The 17,967-nt window shown below is 29.5% G+C and carries 19 protein-coding genes; 7 read left to right on the forward strand and 12 right to left on the reverse strand.

Annotated elements, in window-relative coordinates; all coding sequences use genetic code 11:
• Positions 1-44 precede the first annotated feature (44 nt).
• The 9 genes from L8X40_RS07680 to L8X40_RS07720 all read right to left on the reverse strand — a co-directional run bounded on the left by L8X40_RS07680 (position 45) and on the right by L8X40_RS07720 (position 8,925).
• Positions 45-1,265, reverse strand: a complete 1,221-nt coding sequence (locus tag L8X40_RS07680; RefSeq protein WP_214100724.1) for an MFS transporter — start codon at positions 1,263-1,265, stop codon at positions 45-47.
• A gap of 2 nt (positions 1,266-1,267) precedes the next feature.
• On the reverse strand, positions 1,268-2,095 hold the full coding sequence (locus tag L8X40_RS07685; RefSeq protein WP_214100725.1) for a cysteine ABC transporter substrate-binding protein: 828 nt from the start codon (positions 2,093-2,095) through the stop codon (positions 1,268-1,270).
• Between the two features lie 76 nt (positions 2,096-2,171).
• Positions 2,172-2,906, reverse strand: a complete 735-nt coding sequence (locus L8X40_RS07690; protein ID WP_087700937.1) for an amino acid ABC transporter ATP-binding protein — start codon at positions 2,904-2,906, stop codon at positions 2,172-2,174.
• A 1-nt stretch (position 2,907) separates the two neighbouring features.
• Positions 2,908-3,567, reverse strand: coding sequence for an amino acid ABC transporter permease (locus L8X40_RS07695; RefSeq protein WP_087700938.1), 660 nt, complete (start codon positions 3,565-3,567; stop codon positions 2,908-2,910).
• Positions 3,560-4,207 carry an amino acid ABC transporter permease gene (locus tag L8X40_RS07700; protein ID WP_263667627.1) on the reverse strand — a complete coding sequence of 216 codons (648 nt, stop codon included), beginning with the start codon at positions 4,205-4,207 and terminating at the stop codon, positions 3,560-3,562. Before L8X40_RS07700 ends, L8X40_RS07695 begins: the two co-directional genes overlap by 8 nt.
• A gap of 43 nt (positions 4,208-4,250) precedes the next feature.
• A complete protein-coding gene (locus tag L8X40_RS07705; RefSeq protein ID WP_087700940.1) occupies positions 4,251-4,853 on the reverse strand; it encodes a Crp/Fnr family transcriptional regulator in 603 nt (200 codons plus the stop codon).
• Positions 4,846-6,669, reverse strand: a complete 1,824-nt coding sequence (gene recG, locus L8X40_RS07710; protein WP_214126252.1) for an ATP-dependent DNA helicase RecG — start codon at positions 6,667-6,669, stop codon at positions 4,846-4,848. The genes L8X40_RS07705 and recG overlap by 8 nt, the downstream gene beginning before the upstream one ends.
• A complete protein-coding gene (locus tag L8X40_RS07715; protein WP_263667628.1) occupies positions 6,659-7,879 on the reverse strand; it encodes a M16 family metallopeptidase in 1,221 nt (406 codons plus the stop codon). The genes recG and L8X40_RS07715 overlap by 11 nt, the downstream gene beginning before the upstream one ends.
• Complete coding sequence (locus tag L8X40_RS07720; RefSeq protein ID WP_087700943.1) at positions 7,879-8,925, reverse strand: dehypoxanthine futalosine cyclase; 1,047 nt, start codon at positions 8,923-8,925, stop codon at positions 7,879-7,881. Before L8X40_RS07720 ends, L8X40_RS07715 begins: the two co-directional genes overlap by 1 nt.
• Before the next feature lie 105 nt (positions 8,926-9,030).
• Between L8X40_RS07720 and L8X40_RS07725 the strand changes: the two genes are divergently transcribed.
• Positions 9,031-10,224, forward strand: coding sequence for an MFS transporter (locus L8X40_RS07725; protein ID WP_087700944.1), 1,194 nt, complete (start codon positions 9,031-9,033; stop codon positions 10,222-10,224).
• Here the strand turns inward: L8X40_RS07725 and L8X40_RS07730 are convergent.
• Both L8X40_RS07730 and L8X40_RS07735 read right to left on the reverse strand, forming a co-directional pair.
• Positions 10,221-11,003, reverse strand: coding sequence for a CheR family methyltransferase (locus tag L8X40_RS07730; protein WP_087700945.1), 783 nt, complete (start codon positions 11,001-11,003; stop codon positions 10,221-10,223). The genes L8X40_RS07725 and L8X40_RS07730 overlap by 4 nt on opposite strands.
• Before the next feature lie 9 nt (positions 11,004-11,012).
• Positions 11,013-11,564, reverse strand: a complete 552-nt coding sequence (locus L8X40_RS07735) for a CheB methylesterase domain-containing protein (protein ID WP_087700946.1) — start codon at positions 11,562-11,564, stop codon at positions 11,013-11,015.
• A 141-nt stretch (positions 11,565-11,705) separates the two neighbouring features.
• On the opposite strand from L8X40_RS07735, the gene rpiB reads away from it, so the two are divergent.
• The 6 genes from rpiB to ychF are packed head-to-tail and all read left to right on the forward strand — an operon-like array spanning position 11,706 to position 16,148.
• Positions 11,706-12,143 (forward strand): ribose 5-phosphate isomerase B, encoded by a 438-nt coding sequence (rpiB, locus tag L8X40_RS07740; RefSeq protein ID WP_087700947.1) that lies wholly within the window; start codon positions 11,706-11,708, stop codon positions 12,141-12,143.
• On the forward strand, positions 12,140-12,472 hold the full coding sequence (locus tag L8X40_RS07745; RefSeq protein WP_039618138.1) for a hypothetical protein: 333 nt from the start codon (positions 12,140-12,142) through the stop codon (positions 12,470-12,472). The genes rpiB and L8X40_RS07745 overlap by 4 nt, the downstream gene beginning before the upstream one ends.
• The gene (apt, locus tag L8X40_RS07750) at positions 12,472-13,008 is read left to right on the forward strand and encodes an adenine phosphoribosyltransferase (protein ID WP_192866657.1); all 537 of its coding nucleotides are present in this window, start codon (positions 12,472-12,474) and stop codon (positions 13,006-13,008) included. Before L8X40_RS07745 ends, apt begins: the two co-directional genes overlap by 1 nt.
• A gap of 1 nt (position 13,009) precedes the next feature.
• Entirely contained in the window at positions 13,010-13,603 is a 594-nt protein-coding gene (locus L8X40_RS07755) for a DedA family protein (protein WP_039618134.1), read from the forward strand.
• On the forward strand, positions 13,600-15,051 hold the full coding sequence (locus L8X40_RS07760; RefSeq protein WP_087700949.1) for a leucyl aminopeptidase: 1,452 nt from the start codon (positions 13,600-13,602) through the stop codon (positions 15,049-15,051). Before L8X40_RS07755 ends, L8X40_RS07760 begins: the two co-directional genes overlap by 4 nt.
• Positions 15,048-16,148, forward strand: coding sequence for a redox-regulated ATPase YchF (gene ychF, locus L8X40_RS07765; RefSeq protein ID WP_214100731.1), 1,101 nt, complete (start codon positions 15,048-15,050; stop codon positions 16,146-16,148). The genes L8X40_RS07760 and ychF overlap by 4 nt, the downstream gene beginning before the upstream one ends.
• An 8-nt stretch (positions 16,149-16,156) precedes the next feature.
• Here the strand turns inward: ychF and L8X40_RS07770 are convergent, their stop codons facing one another.
• Positions 16,157-17,920: a tetratricopeptide repeat protein gene (locus L8X40_RS07770; protein ID WP_263667629.1), complete on the reverse strand. Its 1,764-nt coding sequence runs from the start codon at positions 17,918-17,920 to the stop codon at positions 16,157-16,159.
• Positions 17,921-17,967: the final 47 nt, after the last annotated feature.

A 17,967-nucleotide genomic window follows, 5' to 3' on the forward strand; every position in this document is an offset into this window, starting at 1 on the left:
AATTTATAAATACCCTAAAAATAGTAGTTTAAAAGAAAAAAATATTATAAAATTTTAACATATTTTTTTACTAAAGATATGCTTAGTAAACTGGTAATAAACACAAAAAAAATATAAAAATAAAAATATTTCTCATACATAAAATTAACGATAAAGGGTGTTAAAAAGCCTAAAATCGCATAAGAAATATTATAAGCAAAAGAAAGACCGCTTGATTTTAATTCTGTAGTAAAAATTTGGGTCATAAAAATAGGAGCAAAAGCTATAATACCTTGTGCAAAACAAGCAAGCAAATAAAACATTAAAAACCACTCATTATAAAAGCTAAAACTTATGCCAAAAATTCCAAAAAACAAAGTAAAAATCAAACAAATTCTAAAATGTCCTAAAAAATCTGCTAAATATCCTTGCACTAAACTTCCTAGTATGATCATCACTATGGCCAAATTTTGATATGTTAAAGCAGTAGTTTTACTTACTCCTAACAAGCTTTCAAAATATTGTGGCAATATCATTAAAGTAGCTACTCCGCTTGTTAAAACCACAGTAAGTAAAGCACATATTAGCATACTTTTTTTATGTGTTTTTAAAGCTTGTAAAAGTGGGAAATTTAAGATTTTTTCTTTTTCTTTTATATCTTTAAAAGCTGGTGTTTCATTAAGCTTTGTACGTAAAAATAAAGCTAAAATACCAAAAAATCCTCCTATAAAAAAAGGAATTCTCCAAGCAAAGCTTTCTACTTCTTCTTTATCAAAACACACATATATACTTAAAGTCGCTAAATTTCCAAGTAATAAGCCTAAAGTCAAAGTCGCTGAAATAAAACCAAGTGCTAAGCCAAGTCTTTTTTTACTCACAAATTCACTCACAAAAATCCAAGCACTACTAACTTCAGCTCCTATTGCTAGTCCTTGAGCTATCCGTATAGTAAAAAGCATAAAAGTAGCAAAAAGTCCTATACTTTCATAAGTAGGTAAAAAGGCTAAAATAAAACTCGGTACGACCATTAAAAGCATGCTAATATAAAAAACATTCTTACGTCCTTTAATATCTGCAAAATGCGCTAAAACAACAGCTCCAAAAGGTCTAGCTAAATACCCTGCCCCAAAGGCTACATAGGTATAGATTAATGGCCAAAAATCATCATTTTGAGGAAAGAAAATTTTTGCAAAAACACTTGCAAAGAAGATAAATAAAACAAAATCATAAAATTCCAAAATACCACCTAAAGAAGCATAGATGGTATTTTTTAAAGCTTTTTGCATTATTAAATTTTGCCACCTTCGATTACTACATCATCGGCTTTTATATCATCGCTAAAAAATGGTTTTAAGGTTTCATCATAAGCTTTATGAAAAAATTGTTCATTTTGTAATTTCAAAATCAAATCATTGATAAAATTTAACATAGCTTTATCACCTTTTTTCACAGCAGGAGCTATAACATCATGATTTCCGAGTTCTTTAATTACTACTTCAAAATTTGGATTTTCTTTAGCCCAAGCAAAAAGCAATGCATTATCATGGCTTAACGCATCACCTCTTTTGCCGATTAAAGCTGCAAAAGTTTCTGTGTTTTGATCAAATTTAATAGTTTTAATTTCTGGCATATTTTTTGTAAAATATGCATCAGCTGTTGTGCCTTTATTTAAAATTAAAGTTTTGCTTTTTAAATCATCTATGGTTTTAATATCTGATCCTTTAGGAGCCACTACTCCAAGAGCAACTTTCATATAAGGTAATGCAAAATCAACCACAGCTTCTCTTTCTGGAGTTTTAGTAAAATTAGCTAATATCAAATCAACTTTGTTTGACTCTAAAAACTCTACTCTATTTGCTGCTTCAACAAGCACAAATTGTACTTTAGACTCATCCCCTAAAAGCTCTTTTGCAATACGTTTAGCAAAATACACATCATAACCTTGATTTTTCCCTTGCGCATCTAAATAACCAAATGGAGGTTTATCACCAAATACACCTATGCGGATTATACCTTGTTGTTTAACCTTCTCTATGGAATTTTCATTAGAACTTGAATTGGAACATGCACTAAAAAAAAGTGCAATTAAAAAAGACAAAAGAAAAAAATTTTTCATATTTTACCTTTAAAATAAAAATTTATTCTTTACCTTATAATATTTTTTTAAATATTTATATAATTTTTTATTTATTTTAATGAAAATCAAATAAATTGAGAAATTTTTTCGCACGAGAAGTTTTTGGATTTTCAAAGAATTCATCAGGCTTTGAAATTTCTACTATTTTTCCATCATCCATAAAAACTATTTTATCAGCAACTGCTCTTGCAAAACCCATTTCATGCGTAACTATAAGCATAGTCATACCATCTTTTGCTAAATTTAAAATCACATCTAAAACCTCACGCACGATTTCAGGATCAAGTGCTGCTGTAACTTCATCAAAAAGCATAATTTCAGGATTCATACAAAGGCTTCTAACTATAGCTATACGCTGTTTTTGCCCGCCACTTAACTCTTTAGGATAAGCTTTTAATTTATGCAAAAGTCCTACTCTATCAAGCCAGTATTTTGCTTCTTCTAAAACCTCTTCTTTTTTTCTTTTTTGCACCTTCAAAGGTCCTAAAAGTATATTTTGCTCCACATTTAAATGATCAAAAAGCTCATAAGATTGAAACACCATACCTATTTTTTGGCGAATTTGAGTCCATTTTTTATAATTTTTATCAATTTTCTCATCATCTACAAAAATAGCTCCATCAGCCATTTCTTCCAAGCCATTAATACATCTTAAAAGTGTAGATTTCCCACAACCACTTGGACCTAGTATCACCACTACTTCTTTTTGATTTACTTCTAAATTTATATCTTTTAAAACATGATGATCATCATAATATTTTTGTAAATTTTGTATTTTTAAAATACTCATATTAACTCCATTTTTTCTCTAAAAACTTTGAATATACCGACAAAGGATAACAAAGTATAAAATAAATCAATAAAATCAAACCATAAATCACAAAAGCCGCGTAAGAATTTTGAAATAAATTAAGTTCAATCACTTGTTGGCCTACTTTAATAAGCTCTATACCACCGATTAGATAAATCACTGAAGTACTTTTGATAATTCTTGTAAAAAGATTAATACTCATTGGTAATAATCTTCTTAAAGATAAAGGTATGATGATAAAAAGATAAACTTCAAATTTATTAAAGCCTAGTGAAAGTCCCGACTCATACTGGTGTTTTGGTATGCTTGCTAAAGACGATCTAACCAAATCCATCATCTCAAACACACCCCAAATACTAAAAACAATAATACTTGAACCCAAAGCACTTAAATGCCATCCAAACCATTTAGCTAAGCCAAAATGCACTATAAAAAGCCAAACGATCAAAGGCATAATACGCACAAATTCAAGCATAAAACGACAAAAAGCATAAAGGAATTTGTTTTTAGAATGCATTAAAATTCCAAAAAATACCCCTCCTATAAGTGAAATCAAAACACTAATTAATGAAAGTTCTAAAGTAACATTTAAACCTTGTGCTAGTCTAAAAAAGGTATCTTGATTTAAAATTTCAAACACAATTTAACCTTTTTTCTATACGGTTTAACACTAAAGATAAAGGTAAAATCAAAATCAAATAACAAAGCACCAAAGCAAATAAAGCCTCGTTACTTTTATAATAAAGTCCTATAAGATCTTTAGCCACGTATACTAAATCTGCTAAAGCAATAATGCTTACCACTGAAGTTTCTTTGAGTAAAAAAATGATATTTGCACTAATGCTTGGCATAGCTATACCCAAAGCTTGAGGCATAATAATATAACGGAAATTTTGCCATTTGCTTAGACCCAAAGAAAGTCCTGATTCGTATTGTTGTTTTTTCACTGCTTCCATACCCGCTCTTAAACTCTCAGCCATATAAGAACCACCTAAAAAGCTAAGTCCTATCACAGCACAAACAAAAGAACTAAGGTGTATCCCAAACTCAGGTAAGGCATAATATAAAAAGAAAAGTTGGATTAATAAAGGTGTATTTCTTGAAAATTCTATATAAATTTTACAAATTGCATTTAAAAAAGAAAATTTAAAATAACTCACTCCCACACAAAATAAACCCACTAAAAATGAAAAAAACACTCCATAAATAGCAAGTTTTAAAGTAAGCCAAGAAGCTTGTATAAACATAGGGCTAAACTTGATTAAAAAATCAAAATCCATAAAACCTTCCATACTTTAAATACAATATTGTAACAAATAAGACTTAAAAAGACTTAATTAAATTTTGCATTTTCTCTTTATTTAAAATTGCTATTTTACCTTTATTTGTGCAAATAAGCTCATTTTGTTTTAATTCTTTTAAAAAACGCGACAAAGATTCTGGAGGTAAATTTAAAATCACAGCGATTTCTTTTTGCTTTAAATTTTGTAATTTTTCTTCATTTTCTAATAAAAAGTTGACTAGTCTTGACTTTAAATCCAAAGATTTTTGTCTGATGAAATTCTCTAAAATTCGAATTTTACCGATTAAAGAAGTCAAAAGTAAAAAGCTAAATTCCCCATTTTCTAAGCATAATTTTTTAAATTCATTAAAATCAAAAACACAAATTTCACAATCTTGCTCACAAATTGCATTAGCTGGATAATCAATACCCTCAAACACAGGCATTTCAGCTATAAAATTTACTGGAGTTAAAGTATGCAGTGTTAATTCAAAACCTTTTGCATTCACCTTATATATACGCACTTTTCCACTTAGTAAAATATAAATTTTATTTGCTTTTTCACCTTGAAAAAATAAAATATTTCCTTTATTAAAATGTTTTTTCTTGCCTTTAGAAATTAAAATTTCAAAGTGTTTATCCATTTTCTTTTTCCATATTTTTAATACTTTCTTTTGCTTTTAAAACTAGCTCTTCATCATCTGCAAAATCAAAAAATTTAAAATGATTTCCATGTTGCACTTTACCATCTAGTAAGTCCCCACTTAACCTATTTTTTAAATCAAGCTCAGCTATTTTAAACCCATCTAAAGTTTTAGCAAATTCAAGCAAACGACTTGGAATTTCTTTTTGCTTAGTATATAAATAACAAAAACTCTCAAGCCCTACTCTACCTACCCTACCGCGAAGCTGATGCAAGGTAGCAAGCCCAAGTCTTTCAGCTCCAACAACTACAATCACGCTTAGTCTTGGTAAAGAAATCCCCACTTCAACCACGGTCGTAGAAAGCAAAATCGTGCCTTTTTCTCTAAATTCTTGTAAAATTTGATCTTTATTTTTATCTTTTCCATGGGTTACATAGACATTTTTGTATTTGTTTATCCAGTATCCTTGTGCTTGTTCTAATGATAAATAGTCTATATTTTCACTTTCATTTACCAAAGGATAAATGATGATTATTTGATGATTTTTAGCAAGTTCATCATCGATTTTTTTAAGCAAATATTTAAAATCCTTATCTTGTATACAAAAAGTTTTAATGTCTTTTTTAAAAGGCATTTGTTTGATAAAACTAAAATTTACAAGCTCACTTTGTATCATAGAAAGTGTTCTTGGTATAGGTGTAGCGGAAAATTGCACAATATGTGGAGTATATTGAGAGTTTTTGCTAAGCTCACTTATTTTTTGTCTTTGATTAGAACCAAAGCGGTGTTGCTCATCTATCATCACTAAAACTGCTTCAAATTCTTCTTGATGAATAAGTGCATGTGTACCTATGATAAAATGGGCTTGTTCTTTTAATTTTGCTAAATCTTTATCCTTTTTACCACCTTTTAAAAGCAATACATTAATAAAATCAGGTAAAAGTCTTTTTGCTTCATGATAAATTTGCTCTGCTAATATACTAGTTGGAGCCATTAAAATAGCTTTTTTAGGATATACAAGCAAACTTGCAGCAAGTATAACCAAAGTCTTACCACAACCCACATCGCCCATCACCACACGCCTTTTAGCGACTTTATTTTGCAAATCTTTTTTAATATCTTCTATTGCTAAAAGCTGATCTTTTGTTGGGCTAAATTCTAAACCTTTAAGCCAAGAGCTTATATCAAAAAGTTCTATTTTATAAGCATTTTGTGATATTTTTTTACCCTTTAAACGCCTTAAATGATTAAAAATCTCTATATATTTTAAGTCTTTAACTATAACGTTAAAATTTTCATAAAGAGCTAAATCATCATAATTGTGTAAATTCAAAAGAAGATTAATGTATTTTTGTTCTAAATTTAATGCTTTTAAGTTAGCTTCATTGACATATTTTACGATAAGTTTTTTTATACTTTCATCTTTAATGGAGCTAATTTGGTATTTAGGGACTATTTGACCTATGTTTTTTACTATTTTTGGGTTTACAAACTGCCAAATTCCATTAAAAAAATTCATCTTTGCATGGATACAAATTAAAGCATTATGTTTAAAAATTTTAAAATGCCATTTATTAGGATGAAAAATCACTATATTTGCTTTTATACCCCATTCTAAACATTCACAAAGCATAAAAAGCTGAGAGTGATGATTTTGCGTGCTAATAATTTTTACATTTTGGGTGCAAAATGTATCTTTTGGAAACTTTGAAATTCTAAAATCATCAAATTTTTTAGGTAAAATCAAAGCCAAATCGATACAATTTTTAACCCCTAAAGCATGAAGTAGTTTTAAATCCTTTTCTTCAACTTTCATTTTCTATACTTGCAAAACTCACTTTGGTAATTTCACTATGTACTTTGATAAAGTCATTTAGCTCATCTAAGGTAGTGTTTTTGATCTTTTGCATTTCTTCTTTTAAATTTCCAAGTTTTAAACCATGCAAATACTCATTTAGCATTATATCTAGTCTTTTAGCCAAGCTTTCATACCTTAAGGGCATAGAACCTACTAAAAATTGCTTAGCTAGTTGAAATTCTTTTTCATTTACTCCATTTTGGACAAAATTTTCAAAAACTTCCTTAACTAAAGCTTTAGCCTCATTAGAGCTTTCATTTTTAGTTTGCAAATACCCAAAAACTCTACTATAATTTAAATTTACATCAAGCATAGCATATGCTGAATACGCCAAACCTCTTTTCACACGCACTTCTTCCATTAAACGCGAACCAAAACCACCTTGACCCAAGATAAACAAAGCAAGTTTAGCTAAATACATTTTCTCATCATCAATTTGCATATTAAATGGAGAGCAAAAGTATATATAAGCTTGTTCGGTACTTTTTTGCTCACTTACTTCTATACTCTCATCAATGAGTTTGTAACTTTTGTTTTGATTTGGAGTGTTTCTTTTTAAAATTTGGCAAATTTTTTCTGTTTTAACCTTCACTTCATCTTCTTTAATATCTCCACCAAAAACAAATAAAGCATTGTCAAGCACTAAATTTTCATTCATAAAATCTTGTAATTCTTTTAAATTAATCTTTTCTATACTTTCTTTAGTTCCATCAAGGCCACTAGTAAAAATTTCATCTTTAAAAACATTCTTATTTAAAAGTCTTTTTGCTTGATAATCATAATCAGTATTTAAACTCGCAAGTTCACCTAAGGCTAAAGTTTTTAATCTTTGTAAGATTTTTTCTTCAAAACGCACATTTAAAAACAATTCTTGTAATTTTTCCAAAGCAAAATCAAAATGTTCTTTCAAGCACTTAATACTGATTTGAAAATGCTCAAAACTAGCCTTAGCATAAAGCTCTATAGCACGGTATTCTAAGCTTTTAAAAAACTCATCATTGCTTCCTTCATTTAAAATCCTAGCAAGCATACTTGCACAACCTCTATTATGTTTTTCTGCTATTTTTCCACTATTTTTAAAAATGAGCTTAAAAAATACTACAGGAAGCTCATTTTCATACTCATATATTATGTCTATTTTAGTATCATTGAAGTTTAAATTTAACATTAAAACCTTTCTAAAATATTATAAGCTGTATCGCGTTTAGCAGGTAATTCTCCTATATCTTTGATAAGTTCTATCATTTGCTCTTGGTTCATTCTATATTTTGCACCCGCTGCGGCTACGACATTTTCTTCCATCATAGTTGAACCTAAGTCATTTGCACCAAATTTTAAAGCAAGTTGGCCTATTAAAGAGCCTTGTGTTACCCATGAGCTTTGTAAATTTTTAAAATTATCCAAATATAATCTTGCTAAAGCTAGTAATCTTAAATACCTATTAGAACTTTGTTTGATGATTTCAGGATGTTTTTTAATCAAAGGAGTATTTTCGCTTTGAAATGACCATAAAATAAAAGCTCTAAAGCCATTTGTTTTATCTTGTAAATTTCTTAAATGATCAAAATGTTCGATAATTTCCTCATCATTCTCAACCGTACCAAACATCATTGTAGCAGTACTTTTCATACCTATATTATGCGCACTCTCATGCACCCTAAGCCAAGTAGCTGTGTCGCATTTATGTGGTGCGATGATATCTCTTACCCTATCGCTTAATACTTCAGCACCCGCTCCAGGTATAGAAAAAAGTCCTTTGGCTTGTAATCTTTCTAAAACCTCTTCTATAGAAATTTTAGAAACTCTTGCTATATAAGCTATCTCTACTGCTGAAAAACCATGCACAGTGATAGTTGGATAATTAGTTTTTATATAAGAAAGTAAATCTTCATACCATTCTATTTTAAGTTTTGGGTGTACTCCGCCTTGAAATAAAATTTGCGTTCCACCTATAGCTTGTAATTCTTCTATTTTTTGTCCTATTTCTTCATATTTTAAAATATAAGAATCATCATCTTTTTCTTTTCTACAAAAAGCACAAAAATCACAATCAATACAACAAATATTCGTATAATTTATATTTCTATCTACCACAAAAGTAGTTATTTTTTCAGGATGAAGCTCTAATTTTCTCTCATATGCCATTGCGCCTAGTTCGTATAAAGGTGCATTTTGGAGCAAATTTAACGCTTCTTTTTTACTTAATCTACTCATTCTTAAACCTTTTTATAAAAAAGGATTATTATAACATTTAAATGTAAAATAATCTTAAAAACGCTATAATCAAGCCCTTTAATTTCATATATTCATAGGATACTCATGACTTATAGGTCTTTACTTAAAAATAATAAAACTTTTCGCCTTTTAGCAACAGTACAATTTATAAGTTATTTTGGTGCGTGGTTTTCTCAAGTAGGTGTTTTTACCCTTTTAACTAAAGAGCTCAGTGCACCTGCTAATATCATAGGTTTTTCAGCTATTTTTGTTTTTTTACCTTCTATTATACTTGCACCTATAAATGGGGTTATAGTAGATAGATTTAAACCTAAGAATTTATTGCTAACAATGATTAGCATTGAGATGATTTCTATTTTTATGCTAATTTTTGTAAATTCTTTAGCTATGCTTTGGTTTTTATACTTTTTAACCTTTGTGCGTATGGCGGTTGCAAGTATGTATTTTCAAACAGAAATGTCGGTTTTGCCTAAAATTTTAACCCCGCAAGAATTAAAACTAGGTAATGAACTTCATAGTATTATATGGGCTGTATCATATGCTTTAGGTATGGGTGCAGCAGGACTTTTTATAGATCTTTTTGGAGTAAAACCAGCTTTTATAGCCGATACTTTAATGCTATTTTGTGCCATGCTCATACTTAAAACTTTGATCTTGCCTAATGAAAAAAATACCACACAAAATAATCTTTTTATACTAATCAAAGAAGGTTTAGCTTATGTATTTAGCAATAAAAAAATCATTCATTTGATTTTACTTCATGGAGTTGTGGGGATAACTGCTTATGATGTTTTAATTACACTTTTAGCTGAATATGAATACGCAAAAGTTATTTCTATACCTCTAGCCATAGGGCTTTCTAATGCCATAAGAGCCATATCTTTACTCATAGGTCCTTATGTGCTTAGTCCTTATATTAATAAAAATACTTTAGTGTATTTATATCTAGCACAAGGTATAGGCATCATGCTTTGGGCTTGCTTGCAATTTAACTTTTATCTTGCCTTTATAGGCTTAGTAATGGCAGGTTTTTGTACTTCATCTTTATGGAGTTATACTTATACACTTTTACAAAATGATTGCGATAAAAGATACTATGGTAGAGTGATTGCCTATAATGATATGGTATATTTAACTTTTAGTGCAATTATTGCTTTTTCAACAGGGTATTTATTTGAATTTTATGGAGTAAAATTAAGCCATTTTACTTTTGGCTTAGGAGTATGTTTTATCTTTGCGGCGATTTATTGGTGGTGGTTTAATAAAAAATATAATTAATCCACCTTAGAATAATAAACCCCGCCCGCTGAAAAATTCTTATCAAAATAAGCTGTCTCAGGTACAAGATCTGACTTACCAGGGTAAATTCTACCCTCTCTATTTAAGATTTTGTAAAAACGCTCCATAAGTCTTATTTTAAAATCTTGATCAAAATATATCATCATATTTCTTGAAAAAATCACATCAAATTTTCCAAGCTTAAACAAAGAATCATCAAAAACATTGCAAAGCTCAAAACGACATCTGCAAGCTAAAGTTTCTTTTTTTAGATGATACATTCTATCTTTTATATCAAAATAACGCGTCTTTTGCATAGTATTTAATCTAGCTACTGAGCGTTCTGAATATATCATTTCATTACATTTATCTATCATTTTTTTATTAATATCTATACCAACTATATTCATACCTTTGATAAAATTCTCACTTGCTAAAATAGCTAAAGAATATACCTCTTCACCACTTGAGCATGGAGCACAAAGTACATTTACAGGTCGATCAAGAGATTTGATATAAAAAATAACATCTTTTAATTGCTCTAATTCTCTAAAAAAATAAGTCTCACAAACTGTGATAAAATCCATAGTTTCTTGTTTTAAATTTCTTTGAAACTGCACTTTTTCATTTAATTCACTAAGACTATTTAAACCTAATTCTTGTAAAAATTTAGGAAGCTTTATAAGCAAAATATCTTTTTTTGTATTTAGATTATTACCACTTATTTGCTCTACTATTTTTACAAAATCATGCATTTCGTTTTCTGTAATTTTTATCATCTTTTTTTCCTACGATTTAATAAAATTTGTTATTTCTTTTTTAAGCTCTATTAAGCTCATAGGTTTTAAATTAGGGTTAACATCTCTGGCTTTTTTTGGCATTCCATATACTATAGAATCTGCTTCGTTTTCGCATAAACATCTTACACCAACCTTATAAAGTTCAAATAAAGACTTAGCACCATCATCACCCATTCCTGTCATAATCAAAGCTAAAATTTTATGATATTTACAAAGCTCTACAGCAGAATAAAACAACACATCAACCCCTGGATTAAAACTGCTTGTTTCTTCTGTTATATTTAAAGTCAAGGCATTATTTCCATTTAAAACCATATTTCTTTGACAAATGTAAATTTTATTTTTCAAAACTTCCTTATCACTTGGTATAATCACCTCGCTTAATGCTTCTTTGTTAAACTGATTTACAAAAGAAGGAATAAATGCAGGATTCATATGCTGAGCAATTACTACTGCACAATCTTTCAATTCCACATCGTTTAGTAAAAATTTTAGTTGCCCTGGACCACCTGTTGAAGAACCAATTAATATAAGCTTCATTTTTTACCTTAAATAATTATTGTTATTATATCAAATAAATATTTGAAACATAAAAAATAATTGTATATAAGAAAGAAAAATTTTAATTAAATATGATAAAATTAATACTTTAAATTTCAAAAATGACAAAGTGAATGTTAAATGTTAAGAGAAAAAATTTATATTGCAAGTGATCATGCTGGTTTTATTTTAAAACAAGAAATTGTTAAATTTTTACAAGATAAAAATATAAGCTTTGAAGACTTAGGCCCTTTTAGTGAGGATCGCTGTGATTATCCTGATTATGCGCATTTATTAAGCTCTAAAATAAACGAAAAAAGTTTTGGAATTTTAGTATGTGGATCAGGTATTGGTATGAGCATAGCAGCAAATCGTCATAAAAATATACGCTGTGCTTTGTGTAATGAATCTTTAAGTGCTAAGCTTTCAAGAGAACATAATGACGCAAATGTTTTAGCCTTAGGAGCTAGATTAATAGGAGCTGATATGGCTTTTGAAATTATCTCAAATTTTATCAACACTTCTTTTAGTGGTGGAAGACATTGCACAAGAATTAGTAAAATAGAGGAAAGATTATGATCTTAAGTTGGCTTGTATTAACTGTATTAATTTGTGTTAGTATTTATATGACTATTATGCTACTTTATTATAAAACCCTACTCCATAAAGAAAAAGTAGCGAAAGAATTTATAAAAAATAACCTTGATGATACTGAAATTGTTATTAGAAAATTACAAGTGCAACTTCAAAGAAGTTTAGGAAATATAGATATTTTAACTGAAGAATTAAACAAAAGTAAAGCAGACTTAACTTCTCTTAGAACAAGAAATTCACAATATCGTATTGAAAATGAAAAACTTAGACAAAGAATTAAAGAATTAGAAGCAAAAATAGAGGCATTATTATGATGAAAGAACAAGATAAAAAATACTTATTAGATAGTATTAGAGCTATTAAGGATTTTCCAAAAGAAGGGATTATTTTTAGAGATATTACTACTTTATTAAACAATAAAGAAGCATTTGCATTTTTAATGGATCATTTAGTTGAAAAATATCAAAACACAAAGCTTGATTATATTGTTGGTATAGAAAGTAGAGGTTTTATTTTTGGAGCTGCCTTAAGCGCTAGATTAAGACTTCCTTTTGTGCCTATTAGAAAACCTGGAAAGCTACCTTCAAAATGCTTACAAGAATCTTATAGCTTAGAATATGGCAGTGATACTATAGAAATTCATATTGATGCTTTTAACAATCAAGAAGCAAATGTTTTACTTATAGACGATCTTTTAGCTACAGGTGGCACAGCTATCGCTGCTGTTAAACTCATAGAAAAACTCAATGCAAAATGTATAGAAGCTTGTTTTTTACTAGAGTTAAAAGATCTATATGGAGCTAAAGAATTAGCTAAATTAACTTCTGTTTATAGTGTCTTAGAGGTATAAAATGGAAGAATTTTTAAAACAACTTTTATATGATTATAAAAACTGGGCTTACATCATCGTGTTTTTATGGTGTATACTTGAGGGAGAACTTGCGCTTATTTTAGCAGGTATTTTTGCACATGAAGGCCATGTAAATTTAGGACTTATTATTTTCATAGCGGGCTTAGGTGGCTTTGTAGGTGATCAAATATACTTTTATATAGGAAGATATAATAAAAAATACATTCAGAAAAAACTTCGCACCCAAAGACGTAAATTTGCCATAGCACATTTACTTTTACAGCGTTTTGGTTGGCCAATTATTTTCATACAAAGATATATGTATGGCTTTAGAACTATTATACCTATGAGTATAGGATTAACGCGTTACAGTGCTAAAAAATTTGCTTTTATTAATCTCATTAGTGCTTGGGCTTGGGCTGCTATAACCATCTTACTTGCATGGTTTTTTGGAAAAGAAATTTGGCTTGCAGTAGAATGGGCTGGTGATCATTGGTATTTTGCAGTGCCAATTATTGCTGGCTTTTTACTTGCTTTGTTTTTAGGTATGAAACAAATAGAAAAATCTATACTTAGAAAAAGGACACATAAATGAATTTTAATTTCATAGAAGAAAATATCAGCTCTATAAATGCTGATTTTGAAATCATTTTAATACAAGATAAAAAGATAGAAAAATACACTCAAAGTCAAGAACTTTTTAAACTCTCAAACTATAAAGGTGAAGGAATTTGTATAGATATGCAAAATAAAATTCTTTACAATGAGCTTAAAAGTTTGGAATATGAAGATATAAGACTTGCTTTTGCAAACGCTTACAAGGCTTTAAAAAAACTTGAAATTCAAAGCGTTAAAACAAAAAGCATTGTAGGAAAATGTGTAGTAAATAGTTTTAATGCCATGATTCAAGGATTTACTTTTGGCGCTTATGAATTTAACAAATATAAAAAAGAAAAAACACCGAGCAAGTTAGAGAATATTTTCATCTCAAAAGATGAAATCAATGACAAAACATACAACCTAGAAGAAGCTTGTATAGGTATAAACTATGGTCAGGTTTTTTCCAATGCTTGTGATTTTGCAAAAAATATTGTTAATGAAATTCCTCAAATTTACACTCCAGCTAAAATGGCTGAAGATGCACTCAATCTAAGCCAGAATGACCGTAAAATTTCATGTAAAATTTATGAAAGTGATTTCTTAGAGCAAGAAAAAATGCAAGCATTTTTAGCAGTAAATCGCGCTTCAATCCATCCTCCAAAGCTCATTCATCTTTCTTATAAACCACAAAATCCAAAAATGAAAGTAGTTTTTGTAGGTAAAGGGCTAACTTATGATAGTGGTGGACTTAGTCTAAAACCTGCTGATTATATGCTTACAATGAAATCAGACAAAAGCGGTGGTGCAGCTGCAATGGCTATCATCAAAGGTGCAAGTGAGTTAAACCTTGATATAGAAGTACATTCTATCATCGGCGCAACTGAAAATATGATAGGTGGAAATGCCTATAAACCTGATGATGTACTTCTTTCAAGAGAAGGTGTGAGTATAGAGGTTAGAAATACCGACGCTGAGGGAAGGTTAGTTTTAGCTGATTGTCTTTCACTTGCTCAAGATCTAAAGCCTGATTTATTAATAGATCTTGCTACTTTAACTGGAGCTTGCGTGGTAGGACTTGGAGAATATACAAGTGCTATTATGGGAAATAATGAAGATTTACAAAATGATTTTTTCAAAGTAAGTAAAAAAAGCGGGGATTTAGCTACTATTTTACATTTTAACCCTCACTTAAAAGAACTTATAAAATCAAATATAGCAGATGTTAGCAACACCTCTTCAAGTCGCTATGGTGGGGCTATTACTGCAGGGTTATTTTTAAATTCTTTCATTAGAGAAGAATACAAAGACAAATGGTTACATTTAGACATCGCAGGGCCAGCTTACTTGGAAAAAGCTTGGGGTTATCACAGCTTTGGTGCAAGTGGAGCAGGTGTTAGAATGTGCCTTTCATATTTACTTTATCTCTCAAGGAAACAAAAATGAGTTTATCAGTTGGTATAGTAGGACTTCCAAATGTTGGAAAATCTACCACTTTTAACGCACTAACAAGAGCACAAAATGCTGAAAGTGCAAATTATCCATTTTGCACCATAGAACCAAATAAAGCAGTGGTGCCAGTGCCTGATCATCGCTTAAAAGAACTAGCAAAGATTGTCAATCCACAAAAAATCATACGCTCAAATATTGAATTTGTTGATATAGCAGGTTTAGTAGCAGGAGCTAGCAAAGGCGAGGGTCTGGGTAATAAATTTTTATCTAATATACGCGAAACAGAGATGATTTTACACATCGTTCGTTGCTTTGATGATGAAAATATTACCCATGTTGCAGGTAGTGTCGATCCTGTGCGTGATGTGCAAATCATAGAAACAGAGCTTATACTAGCAGACATAGAACAACTTAGTAAAAAAATAGAAAAACTCACTAAAGGTGCAAAAGCTAACGAAAAAGGTGCAAAAGAAAGCTTAGCTTTAGCTAATGAGCTTTTAGAGCATTTAAATCAAAATAATAGTGCAAGCTCATTCCCAAATAAAAACGAAGTCTATCATGCTCTTATAAAAGAACTAAGATTGCTTTCAGCTAAGGAAGTAATATATGGAGCAAATGTAGATGAAAACTCACTTTTAGAAGATAATGAATTTGTGAAAAATCTTAAAGAATTTGCCGCAAAATCAGGTCATGAAGTAATCAAACTTTGCTCTAAAATTGAAGAAGAAATGATAGCTTTAAGTGATGAGGAAAATTATGAATTTTTAAAATCTCTAGGAGTGGAAAGTAGCGGGCTTGAAGTAGTTATACGTACAGCATTTTCAAAGCTTAATCTAATTAGCTATTTTACCGCAGGTCAAGTAGAAGTTAGATCATGGACTATACAAAGAGGTTGGAAAGCGCCAAAAGCAGCAAGTGTAATCCACAATGACTTTGAAAAAGGCTTTATTAAAGCTGAAGTGATTTCTTATGAGGATTATATTGCTTGCAAAGGCGAAAGTGGTGCTAAAGAAGCAGGAAAACTACGCCTTGAAGGGAAAGATTATATCGTGCAAGATGGTGATGTAATGCATTTTAGATTCAATGTTTGATAAAAATATCAAACATTGATTTGTTTTTTAATCAAACTTTGCAATTTATTCTTAGTATCATCTTCATTAGAAAAAGTAAGCAATTTTGCTTTAGGCCAAAAATAACTTTTAGGATTTTCAAATTTACCCCAACGCCAATCAAATCTAGGTGCTAAAAGCACTATTGTAGGTATATCTAAAGCTAAGGCTAAATGTGCAATAGCACTATCTATACTTATCATACAATCAATGTCTTTTAAATTATTTAAAGTATCATTCCAGTTTTTTAGTTTTACTCCCCTATTTTCAATTTCTTGAGGTAGATTAATATTATTTACTCCCTCTACTTGAAAAGAAATAATCTCACAACATAAATCCTTTAATGCATTATACAAAAATGCAAAATCCACATTTCTCAACAAATCCGTATTTACTGCATTTGGAGTAAACCAAAAAATTCCTATTTTTTTAATTTTATTATTTGGTTTTTCTAAAGCAACAATAGGTGTTCTTAGTTTAGAAATTTCATCTAATTTAATATCGCAAAGCAAAGGTAAAGAACAAATTGGCATAGCATAATCAAATTCGCTCGGAAAATCTTTTAAAATTTTCAAATTAGAAAAAATTTTATTTTGTTTATTAAACTCTTTGAGTTGATTTTTAAACATTTCATACATAGCACTTTGTGGAGCAAACAAAACCTTAGAAGCAATTTGACAGAGTTTTTCCAAACACCTAGCATACATAATAGTATCACCAAAGCCTTGCTCACAAAATACTAAAATTTCTTTATCTTTAAAAGCCTGTATCCCATCTTTATTAAAGGCTTGTATGGTTTTATTGTAATGATAAGGTGAAAAAGTTTCATTATGGGCATAAAAAAGCCTACTTTCATACACCCTTTTACCTTCTTCAAAATTATCACTTTCTCCCATACGCATTAGCAAATACGCTAAGTCAAACTGATAAGTTGCATGTGGATGCAAGCTTAAAGCTTTTTGATATGCATTATAAGCATATTGATAATCAGCGCTTAACTCCAATGCTTTTGCATAGTTTTGCCAAAATTGAGCATTATTTTGATTATACTCACACAAACTCGTAAATAACTCTAATGATTCTTGCAATCTTAAAAGTTTAAAAAGCAAATATGCTTTTTGTGGTAAAATTTGTGTATTTAAAAACTCGTAAATTTTAACCACAGTTAAATTTTCTTGAGTTTTTCCTTGTAGTCTATCTTGCAGATTAATACTATTTGTAAAATTTTTTTCTATCAACTCTCCGCTTTCTAATTTTGCTATCACAATTTGTGCAAAATCATATAGTTCATTATGCGCTTCAAGTGCCTTTTGAAAATTTGTCTTAAAATAAAGTTCAACATAACTTTTCCATAAATCAAGATTATATAAATCTTTTTCTAATGCAATTTTATATAATCTCTCTGCCTCTTCTAAGCGTCCTATGCTTTGATAAGCAAAAGCAAGTTCCAAACCAAGCTCATCTTTTAAAAAATCATTTCTTTGTAAAAGCTCCTCAAACAATCTAACGCCATCGTTAAAATTTCCATTAGATAAAAGTGCTTTTGCAAGCATTAAACCATTAAAACTTGTAGGATATAGATTGAAAATTTGTCTTGCATAATGCAATGTTTTTACATAATCACCAATTTTATAAGAAGCTATCATGGCGTATTCTAAAGCATTTTTAGGATCTTGATCTAAATATGATTCGCTATACTCTAAACATTTATGGTAGTTATTATTATGATAATGATATATTATTTTATCTAGCATTATTTCCTCTATAGTTTTTGTGTTATTATATCTTAATTTACCTCCCC

The sequence above is a fragment of the Campylobacter sp. CNRCH_2013_0855 genome (genome assembly GCF_025773025.1).
Lineage (GTDB): Bacteria > Campylobacterota > Campylobacteria > Campylobacterales > Campylobacteraceae > Campylobacter_D > Campylobacter_D jejuni_C.